The sequence below is a fragment of the Kitasatospora sp. NPDC004614 genome (assembly GCF_042873675.1).
Classification (GTDB): domain Bacteria; phylum Actinomycetota; class Actinomycetes; order Streptomycetales; family Streptomycetaceae; genus Kitasatospora.
Window position 1 is genome coordinate 190715 of the sequence record NZ_JBIALR010000009.1, and the last position, 19416, is coordinate 210130.

General features: G+C 73.2%; 18 protein-coding genes and 1 pseudogene. 5 read left to right on the top strand and 14 right to left on the bottom strand.

Annotated elements, in window-relative coordinates; translation table 11 throughout:
* Positions 1 to 91 precede the first annotated feature (91 nt).
* The 3 genes from ACFYST_RS20660 to ACFYST_RS20670 form a co-directional block, all read right to left on the bottom strand.
* Positions 92 to 652 carry a hypothetical protein gene (locus ACFYST_RS20660; RefSeq protein ID WP_387864272.1) on the bottom strand — a complete coding sequence of 187 codons (561 nt, stop codon included), beginning with the start codon at positions 650 to 652 and terminating at the stop codon, positions 92 to 94.
* A gap of 113 nt (positions 653 to 765) precedes the next feature.
* A complete protein-coding gene (locus tag ACFYST_RS20665; protein WP_387647018.1) occupies positions 766 to 1611 on the bottom strand; it encodes a hypothetical protein in 846 nt (281 codons plus the stop codon).
* A gap of 10 nt (positions 1612 to 1621) precedes the next feature.
* Entirely contained in the window at positions 1622 to 2128 is a 507-nt protein-coding gene (locus tag ACFYST_RS20670; RefSeq protein ID WP_387864273.1) for a hypothetical protein, read from the bottom strand.
* Between the two features lie 69 nt (positions 2129 to 2197).
* Between ACFYST_RS20670 and ACFYST_RS20675 the strand changes: the two genes are divergently transcribed.
* Both ACFYST_RS20675 and ACFYST_RS20680 read left to right on the top strand, forming a co-directional pair.
* Positions 2198 to 2788, top strand: a complete 591-nt coding sequence (locus ACFYST_RS20675) for a histidine phosphatase family protein (RefSeq protein WP_387647021.1) — start codon at positions 2198 to 2200, stop codon at positions 2786 to 2788.
* A gap of 50 nt (positions 2789 to 2838) precedes the next feature.
* Positions 2839 to 2994 (top strand): annotated as a pseudogene (locus ACFYST_RS20680) (AAA family ATPase); the annotation flags it as partial.
* Between the two features lie 98 nt (positions 2995 to 3092).
* Here the strand turns inward: ACFYST_RS20680 and ACFYST_RS20685 are convergent.
* Positions 3093 to 4457: an NAD(P)/FAD-dependent oxidoreductase gene (locus ACFYST_RS20685; protein ID WP_387864276.1), complete on the bottom strand. Its 1365-nt coding sequence runs from the start codon at positions 4455 to 4457 to the stop codon at positions 3093 to 3095.
* Positions 4458 to 4655: 198 nt separating this feature from the next.
* Between ACFYST_RS20685 and ACFYST_RS20690 the strand changes: the two genes are divergently transcribed.
* Complete coding sequence (locus ACFYST_RS20690; protein ID WP_387864278.1) at positions 4656 to 5936, top strand: ricin-type beta-trefoil lectin domain protein; 1281 nt, start codon at positions 4656 to 4658, stop codon at positions 5934 to 5936.
* A 30-nt stretch (positions 5937 to 5966) separates the two neighbouring features.
* Here ACFYST_RS20690 and ACFYST_RS20695 read toward each other — a convergent pair whose 3' ends face one another.
* The 9 genes from ACFYST_RS20695 to ACFYST_RS20735 form a co-directional block, all read right to left on the bottom strand.
* Positions 5967 to 7433: an MFS transporter gene (locus ACFYST_RS20695; RefSeq protein WP_387647029.1), complete on the bottom strand. Its 1467-nt coding sequence runs from the start codon at positions 7431 to 7433 to the stop codon at positions 5967 to 5969.
* A 101-nt stretch (positions 7434 to 7534) separates the two neighbouring features.
* Positions 7535 to 8134 (bottom strand): endonuclease, encoded by a 600-nt coding sequence (locus ACFYST_RS20700; RefSeq protein WP_387864280.1) that lies wholly within the window; start codon positions 8132 to 8134, stop codon positions 7535 to 7537.
* Positions 8131 to 8997, bottom strand: coding sequence for a Rieske 2Fe-2S domain-containing protein (locus ACFYST_RS20705; RefSeq protein WP_387864282.1), 867 nt, complete (start codon positions 8995 to 8997; stop codon positions 8131 to 8133). Before ACFYST_RS20705 ends, ACFYST_RS20700 begins: the two co-directional genes overlap by 4 nt.
* A 59-nt stretch (positions 8998 to 9056) precedes the next feature.
* The gene (locus tag ACFYST_RS20710) at positions 9057 to 9482 is read right to left on the bottom strand and encodes an SRPBCC family protein (RefSeq protein WP_387864284.1); all 426 of its coding nucleotides are present in this window, start codon (positions 9480 to 9482) and stop codon (positions 9057 to 9059) included.
* 22 nt (positions 9483 to 9504) lie between these two features.
* Positions 9505 to 11838 carry a SpoIIE family protein phosphatase gene (locus ACFYST_RS20715; RefSeq protein WP_387864287.1) on the bottom strand — a complete coding sequence of 778 codons (2334 nt, stop codon included), beginning with the start codon at positions 11836 to 11838 and terminating at the stop codon, positions 9505 to 9507.
* Between the two features lie 4 nt (positions 11839 to 11842).
* Entirely contained in the window at positions 11843 to 15358 is a 3516-nt protein-coding gene (locus ACFYST_RS20720; protein WP_387864408.1) for a HAMP domain-containing protein, read from the bottom strand.
* Positions 15359 to 15524: 166 nt separating this feature from the next.
* Positions 15525 to 16043 (bottom strand): ATP-binding protein, encoded by a 519-nt coding sequence (locus tag ACFYST_RS20725; RefSeq protein WP_387647045.1) that lies wholly within the window; start codon positions 16041 to 16043, stop codon positions 15525 to 15527.
* Entirely contained in the window at positions 16040 to 16624 is a 585-nt protein-coding gene (locus ACFYST_RS20730) for an STAS domain-containing protein (protein WP_387864289.1), read from the bottom strand. The genes ACFYST_RS20725 and ACFYST_RS20730 overlap by 4 nt, the downstream gene beginning before the upstream one ends.
* Positions 16625 to 16705: 81 nt before the next feature.
* Complete coding sequence (locus ACFYST_RS20735; RefSeq protein WP_387647050.1) at positions 16706 to 17662, bottom strand: SigB/SigF/SigG family RNA polymerase sigma factor; 957 nt, start codon at positions 17660 to 17662, stop codon at positions 16706 to 16708.
* 211 nt (positions 17663 to 17873) lie between these two features.
* On the opposite strand from ACFYST_RS20735, the gene ACFYST_RS20740 reads away from it, so the two are divergent.
* Entirely contained in the window at positions 17874 to 18197 is a 324-nt protein-coding gene (locus ACFYST_RS20740; protein WP_387647051.1) for a plasmid stabilization protein, read from the top strand.
* 5 nt (positions 18198 to 18202) lie between these two features.
* Positions 18203 to 18481, top strand: coding sequence for a hypothetical protein (locus ACFYST_RS20745; RefSeq protein ID WP_387864291.1), 279 nt, complete (start codon positions 18203 to 18205; stop codon positions 18479 to 18481).
* 14 nt (positions 18482 to 18495) lie between these two features.
* Here ACFYST_RS20745 and ACFYST_RS20750 read toward each other — a convergent pair whose 3' ends face one another.
* Positions 18496 to 19401, bottom strand: coding sequence for an alpha/beta fold hydrolase (locus ACFYST_RS20750; RefSeq protein ID WP_387864292.1), 906 nt, complete (start codon positions 19399 to 19401; stop codon positions 18496 to 18498).
* Positions 19402 to 19416 lie beyond the last annotated feature (15 nt).

The following is a 19416-nucleotide window of genomic DNA, read 5'->3' on the forward strand; positions in this document are numbered from 1 at the left end:
GTCGCGTCCCCCACCGCCGAATGGGCCGCAGCTGCCGGCTCCGCCAAGGGAATTGACCACAGCTCTCGGTATTCGCGAATTGACGGTCCGTCTACCCCTCCCCGACCCGAGCCGAATAGTCCTGCCGCTCCGCCCCGTCCGGCACCCCAGCCGCGTCCGGCCCGGACATCCACCCCTCGGGACAGGCCAGCACCGCCTCGACGAACGACGGCGGCGGAAGATACCCGTGCGCGCTCACGTAATGCACCACCAACGTCGGCGCCGCAAAGACCTCGCCGGCCCGGCCCGGGACACGAATCTCGCTGGACCCCAGAGCGACGGCCCCACCCTGGTGCTCGACCGTCAACGCCCCGCCCTGCCGCCGCCAGGGCGGACAGAGCCCGCAACTGTGGAACCCCCGCGTGCCGTTCACGCGCTGCCGCTGGACGATGTCGAGCAGCCGGACGAGGAAACCCTCCGGGGCGGCGCCGCTCGAGTATCGGTGCCATCTGCTCAGCCACCCCACGTTCACCCTGCGGTAGGTGGGGGCGAACGTCGCGAAATAGGGCCCGTCGGCAATGACTTCCCGTTCGGAATAGGTGTACGGGCTCAGGTCACGAAAGAACGTCATGCGCCTGTGTAGCACGCCTGCACCGACGAACTCATCGGGCACCCGCACAATTTGTCGACATCGGCGCCGGTGGGCATGCTGGCGCGATGTACGATCCCGAGCGGCCTGGCAGTCGTCGCGACGGCGCGGACCTGTGCGGTGAGGCCACCTGACCGTCAATCCTCGTGCTCATCAGCCGGCTGAACCGCCCATCGCAGCACCGTCCCGCCGGCCCCGTCCGCTTCGAGCGTGACGGGGTAGACCTGGCCGAGGGCCCGTTCGCCGTGGTGCGTCATCGAGTGGTCGGCCGGCTCCCAGTCGATGCCGAGCACCTGGCAGCCGCCGACCTCGATCGCTCCGGCCAGCAGGGGGTGGTTCGCGCCGGCACGCTGGAACAGGTGGTAGTCGGTGTGCTTGCTGACCGTGACGGCAACGCCCTTTCCGCTCCGCAGGCCGCCCCGCCACGCCTCGATCTCGACCGCGCGCGCCTCCGCCTGCGCGACCGGCAGGTCGAGCCAGCCCCAGGTGCCGTCCGTCGTGAACTCCTGCCCGCCGAACTGCGCGTGGGCGTCCGGCCCGTGGAGCCCCCAGTAGGTGAGGTCGGCGAGACCGTCGGCCGGTTCGCCCTCCATCCCGATCCAGGCGTCGAGCGCCACACCGTCGCCGAGGACCATGCCACACCGATCGACCGGCAGGTCCCCGAGCGGGATCGGGACGTCGTCAACCCCGGCCCAGGGTAGGCCGAGGTCGACCTCGAGCAGCGAGATCACCGGTTCCTCGGTGTACCAGGAGAGCGCGGTCTGCGCCCGCACCGCCAACTTCCGGTCCCCGGCCGCCGGCACGGCCACCGCCTCGCACTCGCCGTCCCACAGATGGCCGCCACCGGACGCCGCAGCCGCCGCGGCCCGCTCGGACAGCGGCAGCCCGAGTTCGGGCCAGTAGTCGATCCACGACGCCATGCCGAACACCAGCACACCGGACGGCGCCGTCACGAACCCCAGGTCGACGAATTCTTCACTCACGCCCCGATTGTCACACTGCCCGCGACGGCACCGACCGGCGCTCCCCGGGCTCGTCGTCCCGCTCCCGCCAGACGCTCAGCGGCTCGGCCGCGCAACGCTCCCGCAACCACGCGGCCGCCTCCACCAGGCCTCGCGCTGCGGCCGCCGGGGAGCCGAACGACGCGGACCTCTCCTCGATGATGTGATGGCCGCAGTCCCAGGGCCCCACGTGGTCGCAGCGCACCGAGATCCTCGCCTCGACCTCCCAGCGCCGCACGGCACCACGCTCCGCCTCCAGGTCGACGACGAACGAGACCTCGGGCACTTCGGCGCAACCGAACAGGAACGCGTTCGGCTCGCCGCCCGGGCGGCAGAACTCCAACCCGCTGCCCGTCCGGCTCGGCCGGACGCCCAACCGCTCCGCCAGCGCCTCGATCAGCGCGCCCGCTTCGCGCAGCAGCGCCTCGACCTCGGCAGGGCGCTCCAGCTCCGGAAACACCCAGCGAACATCTCCATCGGCCAACGGCGTCGTCTCCATGACGGTCAGCCTGCCGCATCGCACATACCCCCGCCATGGTGATCACATCATCGGCTAACCTGCACAGCCATGGGCGAGTTGACAGTGATCAGGCACGGCCAGACCGAGTGGAGCCTGTCGGGCCGTCATGCCGGCCGCACCGACGTCCCGCTGACCGCCGCCGGCGAGGCGACGGCCCGGGCGCTCGCGCCGCGACTCGCTGCCCGCCGCCGCCCGGTGGCGGTGTTCAGCAGCCCGCTGAGCCGCGCCCTGCGGACGGCCGAACTCGCGGGCCTGTCCGACGTCATGGCCGACCCCGACCTGATCGAGTGGGACTACGGCGGCTACGAGGGCCTGACGGCCGACCAGATCGAACAGTCCCGGCCGGGCTGGGACCTGTGGCGGGACGGCGTCATCCCCGGCGAAGCGGCCTTCCCCGGCGAGCAGCTCCAGCAGGTCGCCGCCCGCACGGACGCGGCACTGGCCCGAATCCGCCCCCTGCTGGCCGACGGTGACGTCGCCGTCGTCGCCCACGGCCACCTGGCCCGCATCCTCGCCGCCCGCTGGCTCGACCTCGACCCGTCCGCGGCCGGCCTCCTCGGCCACCCCCACCCCGGCACCCTCAGCACCCTCGCCACCGAACACGGCCACCCGGTCATCGCCGCCTGGAACGTCCCGTGAGGGCAACAATCGGGTGGCCGTCCAGATCGGCAGGCTGACACCATCGGGGCGTGCCCACACTGTTCCTGATGGTCGGCCTCCCCGGGGCCGGAAAGACCACGACGGCCCGCCAACTCGCCGAACAGCACCGCGCGTTGCGGCTGACACCGGACGAGTGGCTGCTCCCGCTGTTCGACCGGGCCGATCCGGGCGAGAAGCGCGACGTGCGGCTACGTCGAGTACCGGGCGCAGGCCCTGCGGGTCTCGGCGCTCGTCGTCGACAGCCACGAGGAACGTGACGGCTGGCCGGGGCACGGCGACGTGTTCAGCGTCGCTCTGGGCTAGCCTTCGGCTTCTCGCGCGGCCAGTTGCGCAGCGTCGCGGCGATGATGTGCGGGCGGGCCAGGTCGGCCGGGGAGCCGGTGAGGCTGACGGCGTTCCAGACGGCGGCGGCGACCCTGGGGTCGGTGGCCGCGGCTCGCATGGTGGCGCGGAAGGACTTGGCCAGGAGGGCGGCCAACGCGGGGCGGGTGCCCGGGACTTGGGGCATGGAGCGGTCGGCCAGGGTGGCGAAGAGCCAGGAGAGTTGCACGGATTTCGCGGCGGACCGGTAGAAGCGGCGGGGGAGGTCTCGTGTGCCGTCGGCGAGGCAGTCGCGCAGAGCGGCGGCTTCGAGCGCGGCGACGGTCATGCCGGCGCCGTAGATCGGGTTGAGGCTGCAGATCGCGTCGCCGATGGAGATCAGGCCGTCGGGGAGGCGGCGGAGCCGGTGGAAGTGCCGGCGCACGGAGTGGGGGTACGCGAAGGAGGCGACGCCGGTGACCGGGTCGGCGTTCCGAAGGGCTTCCCACGCTTCGACGGTGGCCAACTCCTGTGCGAACAGCAGGAATTCGTCGGGTGCGGTCGGCGGGTGGTCCTGGCGGCCGAATCCGTACAGGGAGAGCACCCAGAGGTTGTCCTCCTGCTGGGTGAGGACCAGGCCGCGTGGGCGTGCGGGGGTCGCGCCGACCAGGAGGGCCTTGTTCGGGCCGAGGGCGCCCGGGGGGAGCCGGTAGCGGCGGCTCGCGTAGGCCACGTCGACGCGCTGGCGCTGCTCGGTGGGCTTGTCGTATCCGAGTGCCGCCAGCCAGGTGGCGCCTCGGCCCGCCCGTCCCATGGCGTCGACGACGAGGTCGGCGTCGATGTCCTCGAAGGTGCCCGAGCGCGCCAGCCGGGCTCCCGTCACCCTGGTGCGGTCGGGTGTGGTGAGCGGGGCGGTCGCTTCCCGGCCGTCCAGCAGGGTGACGTTGGGCGCCGCGCAGACTTTGGCGCGCAGGCGCTCCTCGAGGAAGGGGCGCCCGGCCTGGAGGACCGTGCCCAGCGGCACTTTGTGCAGCAGGGAGCCGAAGAACACGATGTCGACCTCGCTCAGCGCGGTGACCAAGGTGGCGCCGTCGGTGGCGAGTTCGTCGGCGAAGCCGGGGAAGAACTCCTCCAGGACGTTCGCGCCGCGGACCGTCAGCGAGTGCACGTGCGCCCCCTGCGGCGCTCCCCGCCGGACGGTGCCGTCGCCCGTGAGGGTGTCCCGTTCGACCAGGGTGACGCGGTCGTAGACCTCGGAGAGGGCCCGGGCGGCGCACAGGCCGCTGATGCCGGCGCCGAGCACCAGGGCATGGCCGGCGCCCATCTCCGAGCTGCGTGCCAGGTTCACCGTGAGCTCCGATCCGCGAGAGGGCTGCGGGGTGCCCGTGCCCACAAGCCGCACCGCTCACACACGGCGACCGATTGTGCACACCAGGTGATCGAAATCCGTCACGCGGTGAGCGCTACCTTGACATTGCCATGGCGAGAGCGCGTTCTTACCATCAGGCGTACCGTCAACGAGCGCTAGCAGGAAGCGGGTTCGTCCATGACTGCTGCACCGTCCACCCGCCGCCGATCCTTCGGCGGCCTCGCGCTTCTCCTGGCCGCCGCGCTGCTCGGCGCCGCCCCGGCCGCACCAGCTGCCCACGCCGCCACGGTCGCCACGCCGATCGCCAACCAACCGACCGCCGCACAGAGTTGGGGCGACGACTTCGACGGCCCGGCCGGATCCGCGGTCGATCCCGCCAAGTGGACGGTGGAGACCGGCGGTTCGGGCAACGGCAACCACGAGCTCCAGTACTACACGGCGGGTGCGGCGAACGCCGCGCTGGACGGCCAGGGGCATCTGGTGATCACGGCGAAGCGCAACACCGATGCGGGGCTGGGCTGTTGGTACGGCACCTGCCAGTACACCTCGGCCCGGCTGAACACCGCCCGGAGCTTCGCCCAGGCGTACGGGCACTTCGAGTCCCGGATCAAGATCCCGCGCGGGCAGGGGATTTGGCCGGCGTTCTGGATGCTCGGCAACGACATCGGCACGGTGCAGTGGCCGAACAGCGGCGAGATCGACGTGATGGAGAACATCGGCCGCGAGCCGGGCACCGTGCACGGCACCATCCACGGGCCGGGCTACTCGGGCGCGGGCGGCATCGGCGCGCCGTACTCGCTGCCGGCGGGGCAGTCCTTCGCGGACGACTTCCACGTCTTCGCCGTCGACTGGAGCCCGTCCGCCGTGACCTGGTCGGTGGACGGCCACGCCTACCAGACCCGCACCCCGGCCGACTTGGGCGGCAACCGCTGGGTGTTCGACCACCCGTTCTTCGTGATCCTCAACCTGGCCGTCGGCGGCGACTGGCCGGGCAGCCCGGACGGGTCGTCGGCCTTCCCGCAGACCATGGTGGTCGACTACGTGCACGCCACCACGTCGGGCACCGGCCCGGTGCCCTACACCGGCCGGATCACCGGCCCGGGCGGCATGTGCGTGGACGTGGCGGGGGCTTCCAGTGCCGACCGCACGCCGATCCAGTTGCACAACTGCACCGGCAGCGCCGCCCAGCAGTGGTCGGTCGGCAGCGACGGCACCGTTCGCGCCCTCGGCAAGTGCCTGGACGTGGACGCCGCTTCGCACAACGACGGCGCGGCGATCCAGCTGTACACCTGCAACGGCACCGGCGCCCAGCAGTGGTCGTACGGCAGCGGCCGCGCCTTCGTGAACACCGGCTCCGGCAAGTGCCTGGACTCCCCCAACGGCTCGTCCGCCGACGGCACCCGGCTCCAGCTGTGGACCTGCAACGGCACGCCCGCCCAGCAGTGGACGCTTGGCTGACGCGACCCCCGCGCGACGGTTGACGCACCGTCACCGCTCGGACGGCACTTGGCTGAGCGGCGCGGCCAGCGACTCCAGGCTGCGCCGTTCGGCCTTGACGCCGATCAGTGCCTCGACCAGGCCCGCCAGCGTCATCAGCGCGGCGCCGATGCAGAACGCCAGTGTGGCGTCGCCGACTTGGCCGCTGGAGACCAGGCCGTTGAACAGCAGCGGGCCGGAGATACCACCGGCGGCGGTCCCGACGGCGTAGAAGAACGCGATGCACAGCGCTCGCGTCTCCAGCGGGAAGATCTCGCTGACGGTGAGGTAGGCGGCGCTGGCCCCGGCGGAGGCGAGGAACAGCACGGCCGTCCAGCAGGCGGTCATGGTGGTGGCGTCCAGCGAGCCGCGCTGGAACAGCCAGGCGGTGCCGAACAGCAGGACGCCGGAGCCGATGTAGGTGCCGGCGATCATCGGTTTGCGGCCGACCGAGTCGAAGAGGTGGCCGAGCAGCAGCGGGCCGAGGAAGTTGCCGACGGCGATCACCGCGAAGTAGTAGCCGGTGTCGCCGGCGGGGACGTCGAAGAAGGTGGTGAGGATCGCGGCGTAGCCGAAGGTGACGGAGTTGTAGAGGAAGGACTGGCCGATGAACAGCGCCAGCCCGAGGACGGTGCGGCGCGGGTAGTGCGCGACCAGGGTGCGGGTGATGGTGCCGAAGCCGATCGGGCCGCGCTCGCGGATCCGGATCGGTGGTTCGTCCACCGGCGGCAGGGGTTCGCCGGTCTCCCGTTCGACGGTCTTCTCGGCCTCGGTGACGATCTTCTCGGCCTCCCGGCGGCGGCCGTGGGTGATCAGCCAGCGCGGGCTCTCCGGGACGTGCCGGCGCACCAGCAGGATGACCAGGCCGAGCACCACGCCGATGCCGAAGGCGAGCCGCCAGCCGACGTCGGTGGCGAACAGCGCGGTGTTGAGCAGGGCGATCGAGGCGAACGCGCCGATCGCCGCGCCGATCCAGAAGCTGCCGTTGACGATCAGGTCGATCCGGCCGCGGACCCGGGCGGGGATCAGTTCGTCGATGGCGGAGTTGATCGCCGCGTACTCGCCGCCGATGCCGAAGCCGGTGAAGAAGCGGCACAGGAAGAAGAACCAGGCGGTCCAGGAGAGTGCGGTGACGGCGGTCGCGGCGAGATACACCGCGAGGGTGACCATGAACAGCTTCTTGCGGCCGAGCCGGTCGGTGAGCCAGCCGAAGAACAGCGCGCCGCAGCAGGCGCCGGCCACGTACAGCGCGGCGGCGGTGGTGGTGACCTGGGCGGTGCTGATGGCGATGCCGCTGCCGGGTTCGGCGAGCCGGGCGGCGAGGTTGCCGACGATGGTGACTTCCAGGCCGTCCAGGATCCAGACGGTGCCGAGGCCGATCAGGATCCGCCAGTGCCAGGGCGACCACGGCAGCCGGTCGAGTCTGCCGGGGACGTCGGTCTCCACGGCCACGGTGGACTGGCGCTGCGGTGCGGACATCTCGGCCTCCGTCGAACCGTCCCGAACATCCGGCGGTTCCGAACGTACCGTCAGCGCGTCTGCCCAGCTCTGTCCCCGGCGCCCACCTGGCCGACCGTCGATCAGCTCAACGTGGACCGAACGAGCGCCGTGGAGAGCCGGGCCAGGTCGTCGGGGCGGACCAGCGCGGCAAGCGCGTCGGGCTCGCGCGGCAGGCCCAGACCGGCAGCGGCGGACAGGGCGCGGCGGTCGAAGAACGGGCGCAGCTCGGGCCAGAGCAGCTGGGCCTCGCGGCGGAAGATGTCCGCGCCGACGGGGCCGATCCGGGGCACCTCGCGCAGCAGCCGGCCGATCGCGGCGGGGTCGCGTTCGGCCTCTTCGCGCAGCCGCCGCAGGTCGCCGTGCCAGCGTTCCCGGACGAGTGCGGCGCCCTCGCCCAGCACGGTGGCGGTGCTCTCGTCGTACCGGACGTAGTGAGCGCGGCCGAGCGCGTCGACCCGCTGCTGCCAGCTGGACCCGGTCATCGCGCGGGGGGTGCGCAGCCCGTCGGCGAACAGCTCGCGGGCGGCGTCGGCGGCGGTGTCGGCGCGGATCCGGATCGCGCACAGCTGCGTGAGGACCAGCAGTTGGTAGAGCGGCGCGGGGGTGTCGCGCAGCCGGATGCCGGCCTGCTCGGCGTACGTGGTGCCGTGCCGGTCGAGCAGGTCCTGGACGGTGGTCATCGGGGTGGCCGGGCCTCCAGCAGGTCGGCCAGTATCCGGGTTTCGAAGCGGGGCTGTACGGCGGTGGCGGGGCCCTGTACGGGGTGGCCGTCGCTGAGCCGGAACCGGGACTGGCATTCCGGGCACTGCACGCAGCCGTCGATCAGTTCGCCGTCCGCGAGCGATCCGGCCGTGTGGGTGCAGCGGTCGGCGAGGACCGTCCAGCTGTCGTCGGAGCCGTGCACGACGAGCACGGCGACCTCGCCGAGCCGGCGGCGCACCGGGACGTCTTCGGGGAACTCGGCGGTGTCGCCGAGCGGTTGCCAGTCGGGCGGCGCGAGCCGGAACTCGGCCTCGGCGTGGGCGGCGCCGGCGGCGTGCCGGTACGCCAGGTGTCCGCCGAGCCCGGCGGCGAGGCCGACGACGGTGGTGCCGCTCAGTCCGAGCACCCGGCCGCGCAGCGGGTGGCCGTGGCAGCGGGCCCGCAGCGAGCACCCGTGCAGGATGGCGGCGGTGGCGGCGCTCGCGGCGTGCACCAGGCCGAGGCGGCGCTGGGCGGGTGGCAGCCGGGACCAGTCCACCCAGCCGGACCAGAAGACCGGCGGCAGGCTGACCAGCCCGACGGCGGTCAGGGTGCGGGCGGCCCGGTCGTCGCCGCCGGTGAGGTCGAGCACTCCGGCGGCCAGCCAGCAGCCGATCGGGGTCTCGACGAGCGCCGGGTGCAGCGGGTGGCCGAGCGGGACGCCGTGCAGCACGTCGCGCACCCGGCCGAGCGGCAGGGCCTGGATGAAGTCGGCGAGGCGGTCGGCGACCGGGTCGAGGAACGTCCAGTGGGTGGGGGCGTCCAGCCAGTCGGCGGGGCCTGAGCAGCATGCTCTGTCCATGTGGGGCGGCTGTCCGTTGTGGCGGGCCTCAAACCCGGCCGGCCGCGAACCCGGGGTCCTCATTCGACGCCACGCTCCTCGATGAAGGACTTGAACCGTTCCAGGTCGCCGCGGACCCGTCGGTCGATGATCCCCGTGGTGTCGGCGGTGTGGTGGGCCATCCCCTGCCGGTCGTAGTCCATCGCGAGGCGCACCTCGCAGCGGTCGTCGTCGAGCCGGGCGAAGCTGACCATGCCCATCTGGTCGGTGTCGCCGCCGACGGTCCGCCAGACGATCTTCCGGTCGGGCTGCCGGTCGACGGTCTCGGTCTCGAACTCGCGGCTTATACCGGAGATCTTGGTCCGCCAGTGGTTGTGCCGTTCGTCGAGCGGGGTGACCTCTTCGACGCCGTCCATGAACTGGGGGAAGTCCTCGAACTGCGTCCACTGGTTGTAGGCGGTGTGCAGTGGGACGTCCACCTCGACGGTCTCCTGGATCATGGTCATGGCTGCTCTCCTCCGTCTCTCGTCAGGTCGTCCCGGCCGGGTGTGCGGCCGGTGCGGGTGGGTCGGACGCGTGGTCCGACGCGTCGTTCGTGGTGCCGAGGACCGTGCCGAGGACCTCGACGGCGATCAGGCAGGTGTCGTCGTCGGTGTCGGCCACGCTCAGTTCCAGGGCCCGGTCGAGCAGGGTGTCGAGGTCGGCGGCGGGTTCGGCGAGCACCTGGGCGAGGTGGTCGAGCGCTTCCTCGACGGACTGGTCGCGTCGTTCGATCAGGCCGTCGGTGTACAGCACCAGGATGTCGCCGGGCCTCAGGGTGTGCCGGGCCTCCTCGTACTCGGGGTCTTCGGCGGCGCCGAGCAGGATGCCGTGCGGCATGGGCAGCGGGCCGGCGGTGCCGTCGCGCAGCAGGAGTGGCGGCAGGTGGCCTGCCCGGGCCCAGTGCAGGGTGCGGGTGTCGGGGTGGTAGCGGGCGCAGACGGCGGTGGCGGTGGCGTCGGTGAGGTCGGCGGCGGCCTCGTTGAGCCAGCCGAGCAGGCGGCCGGGCCCGGCGCCGGTGTAGGCGAGGCCGCGCAGCGCGTTGCGCAGGGCGACCATGCCGGTGGCGGCCTCGACGCCGTGTCCGGCCATGTCGCCGACCACCAGCAGCGCGGTGCGGTCGGGCAGCAGGGTGGTGTCGTACCAGTCGCCGCCGACCCGGTCGCGCTGCGAGGCGGGCCGGTAGCGGACGGCGGCGCGCAGGCCGGCGCTCTCCAGCGGCGGCGGGGCGGGCGGCAGGATGGCCTGTTGCAGGCGCAGCGCGAGGCGGTGGTTGTCGGCGGCTTCCTGCCGGGTGTCGGCGAGGCGTTCGGTGGTGGCGGCGAGCGCGGTCTCGGTCCAGTGCTGGGCGGAGACGTCCTGGTAGGCGCCGCGGACGGCGGCAGTGTGCCCGTGGGCGTCGAGGACGGGTTCGGCGACCAGGCGCACGTAGTGGGTGTAGCTGCTGAGGTGTCGCATCCGGAACACCGCGGAGTCGGCGCGGCCGTGCTGGACGGCGGAGTTGACGACCCGGCGGACGGTCTGTTCGTCGTCGGGGTGGACGTGCGCGGCGAGGGCGGCGAGCGGGACGGGGGCGGTGCCGGCGGGCAGGCCGAGCAGGTCGGCGGTGCGCGGCGTCCAGTGGATCTCGCCGGTGCGCAGGTCCTCCTCGAACCCGGCCAGGTGGCTGAGGCGCTGGGCGGCGCGCAGCAGGTGGTCGGTGCGGTCGGTTCCGGCGGCGGGCTGCCAGCTGACCAGCAGGCGGTTGCCGTGGCGGGCGGCGGCGAGTTCGAGCCGGACGGGGGCGGGGGTCTGACCGGCCAGGAAGGTGAGGGCGAGGCTGTCGTGGTGCTGCGGGCGGCCGGTGGCGTGCACCTCGAGCAGCAGGTCGAGCAGGCCGTCGGCGCAGGCCAGCGGGTAGGTCTCGGTGAGGGTGTGGCCTTCGAGGCGGTGCGGGGGCCGCTCGGCGAGGTCGGTGAAGGCGGCGTTGACCCGGGCGAGGCGGAAGTCGGCGGGGGTGCCGTGGGCGGGTTCGGGGTCGAGCAGCGCGGCGGGGGCGAGCGCGGCGTCGATGGCGCCGGTGTCGGTGGGGGCGGGGCCGGTGGTGGCGAGCCCGGGGTCGGTGAGGGCGAGCGCGCAGACCTCGGCGATCGTTTGCAGGCGGCGGCGTTCGGCGGTGGTGGGGTCGCCGGGGCGCTCGGGCCAGGCGAGTTCGAGGACGGCGGCGGGCCCGTCGGCGCGGTGCACGGGCACGGCGAGGCGGTAGGGGGCGCGGGCGGCGCCGAGGGTGGCGGCGACCGGGCCTTCGGGGCCCTGGGTGGTGCGCTGTCGCAGGGCGCGCCCGGCGGGCGTGTCGAGGCCGGGCGGGACGTGTCGCCAGTCGGCGCGTTCGGTGTCGCCGAAGCCGGGTGCGGCGGCGGGGTGCAGGACGCCGCCGGGGCGGGCGGTCCACAGCACGGCGGCGGTGGCGGCGACCATGGCGGCGGCCTGGGTGAGGGCGGCCTCGACGGTGGGTTCGGGCCGTCCGGGCAGTCGGTCGGGCGGTGCGGTGGCGGCGGGCGTGGTGTCGCCGTCGGCGGGGCCGGGCAGTGTGGTGAGGATGTCGGCGGCGAGTTCCTGCGGGGTGAGCCGGGCGCGTTCGGCGAGTGCGAGCAGTTGGCTGCCGGCTTCGGCGGGTCCGCAGCCGAGCCGTTCGGCGAGGACGCCGGTGGCGAGGGCGGTGAGCGGGCGGGCGGCGAGGGCGGCGCGCAGGTCCTCGGTCTCGTCCTGGGCGTGGCGCAGCCGCAGGGCGAGCAGACGGCGCGGGTCGGCTCCCGTGCGGTGCTGCTCGCGGCTCTTCGACACGGCGTCAACTCTCCAACCGGTGCTGCACGGTGGTGATCAGGTGGTTGGTGTCGACGGGTTTGGTGAGGTGGTCGTCGGCGCCGGCGGCGAGGCTGCGGGCGCGATCGTCGGGCATCGCCTTCGCGGTGACGGCGATGATCGGGAGGGTGGCGTGTTCGGCGCTCTCGCGGATCGCGGCGGTCGCGGCGTAGCCGTCGAGTTCGGGCATCATCAGGTCCATCAGCACCAGGTCGGTCTCGGGGTGGGCGCGCAGCATGGCGAGTCCGGTGCGGCCGTTGGCGGCGTGCAGGGCGGTGGCGCCTTCGAGTTCGAGGGCGGTGCTGAGGGCGTACACGTTGCGCGAGTCGTCGTCGACGACCAGGACGGTGCGGCCGGCCAGTCGGCCTGCGCGGGCGGGTGACGGGGCGGCGGGTGCGGCGCCGGGCGGGCCGGCGGCTTCGCCGGCGCGGGGTTCGGCGGCGCGGGGTTCGCCGGCGCGGGGTTCGCCGGCGCGGGGTTCGGCGGTGGCTTCGGGCGCGGGGGCGAGCCGGTCGGGCAGCAGCAGGGTGAAGCAACTCCCTTCGCCCGGTACCGATTCGGCGCTCACCGCGCCGCCGAGCAGCCGGGCGAGTTCGCGGCTGATGGACAGGCCGAGGCCGGTGCCGCCGTATTTGCGGCTGGTGGTGCCGTCGGCCTGCTGGAAGGCGCCGAAGATGGATTCCAGGTGGTCCGCGCCGATGCCGATGCCGGAGTCCTGGACGCGGAACGCGACGGCGCCCGACTCCCGCTGCCCGCCGGGAAGTTCACCGGTCCGGGCGGGTTCGACGGTGAGTTCGACGAAGCCGCGGTCGGTGAACTTGACGGCGTTGGAGAGCAGGTTGCGCAGGATCTGCCGCAACCGGGCCTGGTCGGTGCGCAGTTCGGCGGGCGCGCCGGGCGCGGCGCCGATCCGGAAGTCGAGGTTCTTCTCGGCGGCCAGCGGGCGGAAGGCGGTGTCGACGTAGTCGAGCAGTTCGCGCAGCGGGAACCGTTCGACGGTGACGTCGAGCTTGCCGGCCTCGACCTTCGACAGGTCGAGGATGTCGTTGATGAGTTGCAGCAGGTCGGAGCCGGCCGAGCGGATCACCTCGGCGTACTCGACCTGTTTGTCCGTCAGGTTGCCCTCCGAGTTCTGCGCGAGCAGCTGGGCGAGGATCAGCAGACTGTTGAGCGGGGTGCGCAGCTCGTGGCTCATGTTGGCCAGGAACTCCGACTTGTACATCGAGGCGGAGGTCAACTGGCGGGCGCGGTCCTCGAGTTCGCGGCGGGCCTGTTCGATCTGCAGGTTCTTCGCCTCGATGTCGCGGTTCTGCGCGGCCAGCAGTTCGGCCTTCTCGCCGAGTTCCGCGTTGGAGCGCCGCAGTTCCTCCTGGCCGTCGACCAACTGCTCGGACCGGGCCCGGAGTTCGGCGGTCAGCCGCTGCGACTCCTGGAGCAGTTCGTCGGTGCGGGCGTTGGCCAGCAGGGTGGCCAGGGTGGTTCCGATGTCCTGGGCGAGGCGTTCCAGGAAGTCCCGGTGCAGGTCGGTGAAGTGGTGCAGGGTGGCGACCTCGACCACGCCCAGCAGCCGGTCCTCCATGGTGATCGGCTGGATCAGCAGTTCACGCGGGGGGCCGGAGCCCAGCGCGGAGCCGATCTCGGCGTAGCCGGGCGGCAGGTCGGTGAGGGCGATCGGGCGGCGGCTGCGCCCGGCCTGGCCGATCAGCGACTCGCCAAGGCCGAACCGGCGCGGGGTGTCGCTCGCCCGGTGGCCGTAGGCGGCGGCCCGCACCAGCACCGGCCGCCCGGCGCCGGCCCGGGCCGCGCCGTCCTCCGTCAGGTACTCCTCGGAGAGGTAGCAGGTGCCGTACTGGGCGTTCAGCAGCGGGCAGAGTTCGTCCATCAGCAGTTCGGCGACGGCGGCGGGCTCGCGGCGGCCCTGGATCAGGCCGGTGAGGCGGGCCAGGTGGGTCTTCAGCCAGTCCTGTTCGCGGTTGGCCCGGGTGGTCTCGCGCAGCGACTCCACCATCACGTTGACGTTGTCCTTCAGGTCGGCGACCTCGCCGGACGCCTCGACGGTGATCGACCGGGTCAGGTCGCCCGCGGTGACGGCGCTGGTGACCTCGCCGATCGCCCGCACCTGCCGGGTCAGGTTCCCGGCGAGTTCGTTGACGTTCTCGGTCAGGCGTTTCCAGGTGCCGGAGACGCCCTCCACCTCGGCCTGTCCGCCGAGCCGGCCCTCGGTGCCGACCTCGCGGGCCACCCGGGTCACCTCGGCGGCGAACGAACTGAGCTGCTCCACCATGGTGTTGACGGTGTTCTTGAGTTCCAGGATCTCGCCCCGGGCGTCCACGTCGATCTTGCGGGTCAGGTCGCCGCCGGCCACCGCCGTGGTCACCTGCGCGATGTTGCGGACCTGGCTGGTCAGGTTGTGCGCCATGAAGTTGACGCTGTCGGTGAGGTCCTTCCAGGTGCCCGCCACGTTCGGCACCCGGGCCTGGCCGCCGAGGATGCCGTCGGTGCCGACCTCGCGGGCCACCCGGGTCACCTCCGCCGCGAACGCCGACAGGGTGTCCACCATCGCGTTCAACGTGCGGACCAGCTCGGCGACTTCGCCTTCCGCCTCGACGGTGACCCGGCGCGACAGGTCGCCGCGCGCCACCGCCGTCGCCACCTGGGCGATCGACCGGACCTGGCCGGTCAGGTTGGACGCCATCACGTTGACGTTGTCGGTCAGGTCGCGCCACGTCCCCGACACGCCGCGCACGTCCGCCTGCCCGCCGAGCATGCCCTCGGTGCCGACCTCGCGGGCCACCCGGGTCACCTCGCCGGCGAACGAACTCAGCTGCTCCACCATGGTGTTGACGGTGCTCTTCAGTTCCAGGATCTCGCCCCGGGCCACCACGTCGGTCTTCCGGGTCAGGTCGCCGCGGGCCACCGCCGTCGCCACCTGGGCGATCGAGCGGACCTGCGCGGTGAGGTTCCCCGCCATGAAGTTCACGCTGTCGGTCAGGTCGCGCCACGTCCCCGACACGCCCCGCACGTCCGCCTGCCCGCCGAGCATGCCCTCGGTGCCGACCTCGCGGGCCACCCGGGTCACCTCGGCGGCGAACGAACTGAGCTGCTCCACCATGGTGTTGACGGTGTTCTTGAGTTCCAGGATCTCGCCCCGGGCGTCCACCGCGATGGTACGGGTCAGGTCGCCGCGGGCCACCGCCGTGGTCACCTGCGCGATGTTGCGGACCTGCGCGGTGAGGTTGCCGGCCATCGCGTTCACCGAGTCCGCCAGCTCCCGCCACGCGCCCACCGCCTGCGGCACCTCGGCCTGGCCGCCGAGCATGCCCTCGGTGCCCACCTCGCGGGCCACCCGGGTCACCTCGGCGTTCAGCCGGGACAGCCGCTCCGCCATGTCGTTGTAGACGCCGGAGATCTCGCCCAGCACCCCGGGCGCGTTCGGCAGCCGCAGCGACAGGTCGCCGTCCCGGACGGCGGTCAGCCCGGCCAGCAGCCGGCGCAGCGCCACGCCGTCGGACGTGGGCCGGGGCGCCGCGGGGTGCCGCGCGTCGGCGTGGTCGGGCTCGGGTTCGGATTCGGGCGCGGGCGCGGGCTCGGATTCGGGCGCGGGCCGTGCGGGCTCCGGTGTGCGCGGGTCGGACGCGCTGTCCACGTCACCACCACCTCGGGTCCGGTCAACGGGGCCGGGCCCGCCGGGTGAGGCGGGGCCCCGGCCGTTCACTGACATCTCTTCCACTGTGGCACCGTCGCCGCCAGGGTTCCGCCGGGGGGCGGATCGTCTCCAGCCACACCCGTTTGCCGCCGCCGGGAACCGGTTCGCTGCCCCAGGCCGCGGCCAGCCGGTCGACCACCCGCAGACCGTGGCCGCCCGGCCGCGCGGGCACGTGCGGGGCGCGCAGCACCGGCATCCGGTCGTCGCCGTCGCACACCGCGACCCGCAGCAGCGGCCCGCACCTGGTCAGTTCCAGCGCGTACGGGCCGGCCGCGTGCTGGCAGGCGTTGGTGACGAGTTCGCCGGTCATCAGCAGCACGTCCTCGGCGGCGGCCCGGCCGACGGCGTCGCGCGCGGGCAGCCAGCCCCACTCCAGCAGGGCGAGGCGGGTGAACTCCCGGCTGCGGGCGACCGCGCCGGGCGCGGCAGTGAGCGGCAGGCGGCGGCGCTCGGTGCGACCCTCGACGGGCCGGCCGCTCATCGCTGCTCCCCGGGCCTCTCCGCGCCGCCCGGCTCCGGACTCGCGGCACTGTCCGAAGACGCGGCATAAGGCCCAGCACTGTCCGAAGACGCGGCAGAAGGCTCGGTGCTGTCCGAAGACGCGGCACCGCCGGACTCAGTACCGCCCGAAGGCCCGCCACCACCCGGCGGCGCTGCCGGCCTCTCGTCGCTGCTCGCCGGCGCTGCCGCGTTCCCGGCCGGCCCGTCGGTCAGCGCGTCCTCGACGGTGGGCCGCACGGCCAGCACCTCGTCCGCGCCGGTGATCTCCAGTATCTGGAGCATCACCCGCCCGGGAGCGGCCACCAGCAGCGGGACGCCCGCCTGCCGGATGGCGGCGTTCGCCCGCAGCAGCAGGTTGAGGCCGGTGGAGTCGCAGAAGTCGAGGCCGCCGCAGTCCACCACCAGCCGGGCGGGCGGGTTGGCGACGGCCCTCTCCAGGGCTTCGCGGAGCGGGCCGACGCTGTCGTGATCGAGTTCGCCCTCGGGGCGCACCACCAGTGCGCCAGGGGGACGGCGCAGGGTGACGGTGAGGGGGGCACCGGTGGCAGTCCGGGCGTCCACGGTGCGAACACCTCCTGCCGGCGGTAGGGTTTCCCGCCCTGGGGCGGCTACGGTCCGCGCGGCTACCCGGCTGGGCGAGGCTCAATCACGCGCCGTGTCCGTGGTGCCGCGCGTCCCGCCCTCGATCTGTTCGCGCAGCCCGGTCAGGGTGGCGGTGAGGATCCGCGAGACGTGCATCTGCGAGACGCCGATCTCGACGGCGATCTCGCTCTGGGTGAGTCCGCCCCAGAACCGCAGCAGCAGCACGGTGAGTTCCCGTTCGGGCAGTCGGCCGATGAACGGCCTTGCCGCGACGCGCAGTTCGGCGAGTTCGAGTTCCGGGTCGCAGCAGCCGAGCCGGTTGATCAGCGCGCTGCCGGTCTCGTCGGACTCGTCGTCGCGCAGCGAGTCGAGCGAGTCGCAGCGGCACAGCCGCCCGGCGTCCAGCCCTTCGGCCGCCTCGGCCTCGGTGACGTGCAGTTCTTCGGCGAGTTCGGCGGTGTCGGGCAGCCGGCCGAGGTCCTGTTCGAGCCGGTCGGAGGCGCGGGCGGCGGCCAGGTAGCGTTCCTGGACGCTGCGCGGGACCCGCAGCGGCCACGAGGTGTCGCGGAAGAATCGTTTGATCTCACCGGCGATGGTCGGGATCGCGTAGGTGACGAACTCGACGCCCCGGTCCGGGTCGAACCCGTCGACGGCCTTGATCAGGCCGATCGTGCCGACCTGCAGGATGTCGTCGAGCTCCTCCGGGCGGTGCCGGAACCGGGCGGCGACGAACCGCACCAGCGGCATGTTGAGTTCGATCACGGTGCCGCGCACATAGCTCGACCGCGAATCCTCGGGCGGCAGTTCGGCCAGCCGCCGGAACAGCGCGTCACTGAGCTCCCGGGCCTCGAACTTGCCCATGGCCCGCATCTCGCGCCGGGTCGGCCGGTACATCGGGTCGATCTCACGGCTGCCGCGTTCTCCGTACCGGCGGTCGCTCTCTCCGTACCGGCGGTCGTTCGGCCGGCCGGCGCGGCGACGGCGCGCCGGCCGGTGGCGGTGGGTCGTGGTGATCACTGGGAGTCATCTCCCGGGGACGGCGTGGGCCCTGGCGCCTGCCCGGGCTTCTGGTCATGGCTCCGGGCACGTCGCTAATGGGACGCACTGGGCAGCCTGCTCGGAGCGACGCCCCACCTGTACCCGATCGGCCGCGTTTGAACCCGATTCGTCCCGACTGATCCGGGTATGCGCGGACGTGACCCCTTCCGGCCACGAAAGGAGAGCCGTCATGCCCGCCGGATCGAGCCCCAAGCGGGAGCGCCAGTACGAGCACATCAAGGAGAGCCAACTGAAGCGCGGCGCGAGCGAGCAGCGCGCCGAGGAGATCGCGGCGCGCACCGTCAACAAGGAACGCGCCCGGCACGGCGAGAGCCGGACGGCCTCGCGCAGCTCGGTGCGGGACGTCTCCTCCGCGCACCGCGGCGGCAAGCGCTCGCACAGCGGAGCCGAAGGGCCGACCTACGACCAGCTGTACAACGAGGCCCGCCGGCGCAACGTCGAGGGCCGCTCGAAGATGAACAAGCACCAGCTCGAAAAGGCTCTGGGGCGGTGAGTGGGATGACGATGCCGATCCCCGCCGACCCGGACGTGCGTCCGCCCGAACCGCCGGACAGCCCGCCGCGTCCGACCGACCCGCCAGGCCCGTACAGCCCGACGCCCGTCACGCCGGACCCGGACCCGCCGATCTCGCCGCCCATTCCGCACGACCCGCAGCCGCTCCAGCCCGTCCCCGGGCCTCCCCCGAGCGAGCCCGAGCCGCCGGACCCGGGCCGGCCCGGCCCCGAGCCGACCCCCGAACCCGAGCCCCAGCCCGCCTCTCCCCCGCTCGGCCGGTAGCGCGCCGAACAACGTCAACTCGCCGCGTGCTCCGACCTCGTGGCCGCGAAGAACTCCAGCAGGCGGGCGTTGACCAGCTCCGGCCGTTCCAGGGTGAGACCGTGCCCCGCGCCCGGAACCATCTCGGCCCGGACGCCCGGAATCAGGCCGGTGACCCGGGCCAGCACCCGGCGCGGGCGCAGCAGCGCGCTGCGGGCACCGACCAGCACGAGGGTGGGGACGGTGACGGCACGCAGTTCCTGGTCGCCGAACGGCGGGGCGGCGGGACGGCCGGTGGGCTTCCAGCTGCGCATGGCGAGCATCATCGGGGCGAGCATCTCGGGTGGGGCGACCAGCGCGGGGTTGGCGAGCAGCCGGGCGAGGGCGGGACGGAAGCGGCGGGGTGCGAGCATGCCGAACAGGCCCGCGATCATGTGGAAGTAGAACCGGACCGGCACCTTCTCGATGCCGCCCGGGTCCAGCGGGGCGACGGACGCCAGCCGCCCGGGCGCGCGGATCGCCTGGTTGAGGGCCAGCCAGCCGCCGTACGAGACGCCGACCAGGTGCACCCGTTCCAGGCCGAGCCCGGCCAGCACCTCGCCGAGCCACTCGGCGTTCTCGGCCGGCCCGGCGGCGACGGCGCGCTGCACGCTGCGGCCGGGGTCGTCGAGGGTGGAGATCGCGTACACGGGATGGTGGGCGCCGAGCGCCGCGATCTGCGGGTACCAGTTGGCCGGGTGGCCGGCGTGGCCGTGCAGCAGCACGACCGGTTCCCCCGCGCCGGGCCCCGCGTAGTGGTGGACGTGCACGGTGCCGTAGGAGGTTTCGACGTCGAGGGCACTGTGCGGGGCGGGCCACAGGCCCATGGCCCGATCGTAGGCGTCGAGGAACGCGGTGCGGGCCTCCTCGTTGACGAAGTGTCCGACGCTGGTCCTGGTCATGATCCCCTCCGGAAC

Excerpts from the sequence above, each read along its gene's own strand:
- ACFYST_RS20690 (WP_387864278.1), top strand. The coding sequence starts at position 4,656 with ATGACTGCTGCACCGTCCACCCGCCGCCGATCCTTCGGCGGCCTCGCG.
- ACFYST_RS20725 (WP_387647045.1), bottom strand. The coding sequence starts at position 16,043 with ATGAGCGGCCGGCCCGTCGAGGGTCGCACCGAGCGCCGCCGCCTGCCG.
- ACFYST_RS20710 (WP_387864284.1), bottom strand. The coding sequence starts at position 9,482 with ATGACCATGATCCAGGAGACCGTCGAGGTGGACGTCCCACTGCACACC.
- ACFYST_RS20675 (WP_387647021.1), top strand. The coding sequence starts at position 2,198 with ATGGGCGAGTTGACAGTGATCAGGCACGGCCAGACCGAGTGGAGCCTG.
- ACFYST_RS20705 (WP_387864282.1), bottom strand. The coding sequence starts at position 8,997 with ATGGACAGAGCATGCTGCTCAGGCCCCGCCGACTGGCTGGACGCCCCC.
- ACFYST_RS20740 (WP_387647051.1), top strand. The coding sequence starts at position 17,874 with ATGCCCGCCGGATCGAGCCCCAAGCGGGAGCGCCAGTACGAGCACATC.
- ACFYST_RS20695 (WP_387647029.1), bottom strand. The coding sequence starts at position 7,433 with ATGTCCGCACCGCAGCGCCAGTCCACCGTGGCCGTGGAGACCGACGTC.
- ACFYST_RS20745 (WP_387864291.1), top strand. The coding sequence starts at position 18,203 with ATGACGATGCCGATCCCCGCCGACCCGGACGTGCGTCCGCCCGAACCG.
- ACFYST_RS20670 (WP_387864273.1), bottom strand. The coding sequence starts at position 2,128 with ATGGAGACGACGCCGTTGGCCGATGGAGATGTTCGCTGGGTGTTTCCG.
- ACFYST_RS20700 (WP_387864280.1), bottom strand. The coding sequence starts at position 8,134 with ATGACCACCGTCCAGGACCTGCTCGACCGGCACGGCACCACGTACGCC.
- ACFYST_RS20750 (WP_387864292.1), bottom strand. The coding sequence starts at position 19,401 with ATGACCAGGACCAGCGTCGGACACTTCGTCAACGAGGAGGCCCGCACC.